We start from the raw sequence: 2,160 nt of genomic DNA, 5'->3' as shown, positions 1-2,160 counted from the left end.
ACCACGACGGCGATCGCCGTGATGACGACCGGCAGGATCACCGCGACGAGGAAGAAGGCCAGCCGGGCGCGTCGCAGCAGCGGAGGCGGTGTGCGCGTGAGGTCGTGGGTGGTTTCGTGATCGCTCATGGCGAATCCTACTCGGGGTTCTCGATCGGGCGCATACCTGTGTCGGCATCGCGGTGTGCGCGGACGATGCCGGCGAGCGTGTCGGCGGAGACGCCGAGCGCTGCGGCGCGACGCACCAGGTCGTCGATGTCGTGCGCGAGTTCGGCCAGGGGCGCGGCCGAGGCCGCGATGACCGCTCCCCTGCCGCGACGGAGATCCACCAGGCCCTCGTCGCGCAGCTGCTGGTACGCGTGCAGCACGGTGTGCTGGTTGATGTCCAGCGCTTCGGCGACGTCGCGCGCCGCGGGAAGACGATCGCCGGGCGCCAGCACGCCGGCGAGGATGTCGGAGCGCACCGAAGCCGCCACCTGGTCGTACAGCGCCCGCGGGCTGTCGAGATCGACGCGGATCAGCATCCGGCCCCCCTCTCCTCGAATCTCTACTTATTCTATGCAAACTATAACAACTGTGACAACCCTCCAGACGGCTTTGTCGGACTCGGTCGGGTGCTCCACACTGACCTCATGCGCATCACTCCCCGCCGACTCGCGATCGGCATGAGCCTCTGGATCCCCAACCTCTTCAGCGGGATCCGCGTCCGTCGTTTCCGCGAGGACTGGACGCACGCGACCGTCGAGCTCCACGTCAACGTCTTCACCCGCAACTACGTCAAGACGGCATTCGGCGGATCGATGTCGGCGATGACCGATCCCTACTTCTTCATGCTGGTCATGCATCAGCTCGGACGCGACTACGTCGTGTGGGACACCCGAGGCGAGATCGAGTTCCTCAAGCCGGGACGTGGAGTGCTGACGGCCGAGTTCGAGGTGTCGAAAGAGAAGGCCGCAGAGATCCGGGAGCGGGCGCACGGGGGCGCCAAGGTGCTCGAGTGGTTCGAGACGGTCATCACCGACCGGGAGGGCGACGTCGTGGCGAAGGTGCGTCGCGAGGTCTATATCCGGGAGAAGAAGCGCGTCACCGCCTCGCGGGGTTGAACCCGGCGCCGAGCGTCGAAGACCTCGCGATCAGCGTCGGGGCGAGTCGCACGGTTTCGCGCGCGGTCGACGCCCCCGACACCAGTCCGAGGACGAGCTCGAGGGCCGTGCGTCCGCTCTCCTCGAACGGCTGGCGCACGGTGGTGAGGTCGAGCGCCTCGGCGACCTCGCCGTCGTCGTAGCCGACGACCGCCAGTGGCGGGGTGTCGACGTCGGAGCGCAGGGCGGACAGGACGGCGACGGCGAACTGGTCGTGATTCGCGACGATCGCCGTCGCTCCTGCGGCTCGGGCTGCGGCGATCACGCGATCGTCGACCGAGGACGGATGCGCCACCGCCAGGTCGGTCACCCCCAGGTGCTGCGTCAGCCCCTCGATGCGGAGCATCCCGGCCGACACGTACGCCGGCGAGCGCTGCGGCTCATGGACGAAGAGCACACGGCGATGCCCGATCCCGGCGAGGTGGCGGCCGATCTGCGCACCGCCGTCGCGGTCGTCGACGAGGACGACCGGACCGCCCACGTCGGACCGCGTCGGCACCACGTCGACATAGACGACCGGGATGCGCGCCGCCTTGCTCGCCCGCCGCGCTGCTCCCCCGAGCGGAACCCCCATCACCACCAGACCGGTCGCGTCCGTGCGCGTGGGCAGCACGTCGAGCAGCGGCTCATCCGCGGCTGCCGCGGAATCGAGGTCGTAGGGGATGATGTCCACCGCTGCGTCCCTGGCCCGCCGGAGCATTCCGGAGAGGCGGCGCAGATACGACGGGTAGGTCGTGAACGGCGCGGCCACCGCGATGCGGGCGGCACCGACCCGGCGGCCCTGCGTCATCCGATAACCGAGGGTCGTGGCCGCCGCGACGATGCGTTCGCGGGTCTCCGGTCGTACCCGGTGGGGGGCGCTCACCGCCAGCGAGACGGTGGAGATGCTCACCCCGGCGCGCTCCGCGACGTCGTAGATGGTGACCCTGCCTGGTCGTGCGCGCATCGCCCGTGTTCTCTCTTCATCGAAGTTCTTCGATTGCCCAGACTAGGTCGGAACTCGTCTTGCGGGAACCCCG

General features: G+C 69.1%; 3 protein-coding genes. 1 reads left to right on the top strand and 2 read right to left on the bottom strand.

Features of this window, described 5'->3' with window-relative positions; genetic code table 11:
* Positions 1–136: 136 nt before the first annotated feature.
* Positions 137–523, bottom strand: coding sequence for a GntR family transcriptional regulator (locus tag DSP71_RS00665; RefSeq protein WP_113680109.1), 387 nt, complete (start codon positions 521–523; stop codon positions 137–139).
* Positions 524–631: 108 nt separating this feature from the next.
* Here DSP71_RS00665 and DSP71_RS00660 point away from each other — a divergent pair, with 108 nt between their 5' ends.
* Positions 632–1,102: a PaaI family thioesterase gene (locus DSP71_RS00660; RefSeq protein WP_046749849.1), complete on the top strand. Its 471-nt coding sequence runs from the start codon at positions 632–634 to the stop codon at positions 1,100–1,102.
* On the opposite strand, the gene DSP71_RS00655 is transcribed toward DSP71_RS00660, so the two are convergent.
* Positions 1,083–2,087: a LacI family DNA-binding transcriptional regulator gene (locus DSP71_RS00655; RefSeq protein WP_113680108.1), complete on the bottom strand. Its 1,005-nt coding sequence runs from the start codon at positions 2,085–2,087 to the stop codon at positions 1,083–1,085. The two genes, DSP71_RS00660 and DSP71_RS00655, sit on opposite strands and share 20 nt — an antisense overlap.
* Positions 2,088–2,160: the final 73 nt, after the last annotated feature.

Source organism: Microbacterium sp. H6 (assembly GCF_003314775.1).
Classification (GTDB): Bacteria; Actinomycetota; Actinomycetes; order Actinomycetales; family Microbacteriaceae; genus Microbacterium; species Microbacterium oxydans.
This window is presented reverse-complemented; position numbering and strand designations above follow the sequence as displayed.

What these genes read in the sequence shown, in the direction of transcription:
- DSP71_RS00665 (WP_113680109.1), bottom strand. Translation starts at nt 523, where the DNA reads ATGCTGATCCGCGTCGATCTCGACAGCCCGCGGGCGCTGTACGACCAG.
- DSP71_RS00660 (WP_046749849.1), top strand. Translation starts at nt 632, where the DNA reads ATGCGCATCACTCCCCGCCGACTCGCGATCGGCATGAGCCTCTGGATC.
- DSP71_RS00655 (WP_113680108.1), bottom strand. Translation starts at nt 2,087, where the DNA reads ATGCGCGCACGACCAGGCAGGGTCACCATCTACGACGTCGCGGAGCGC.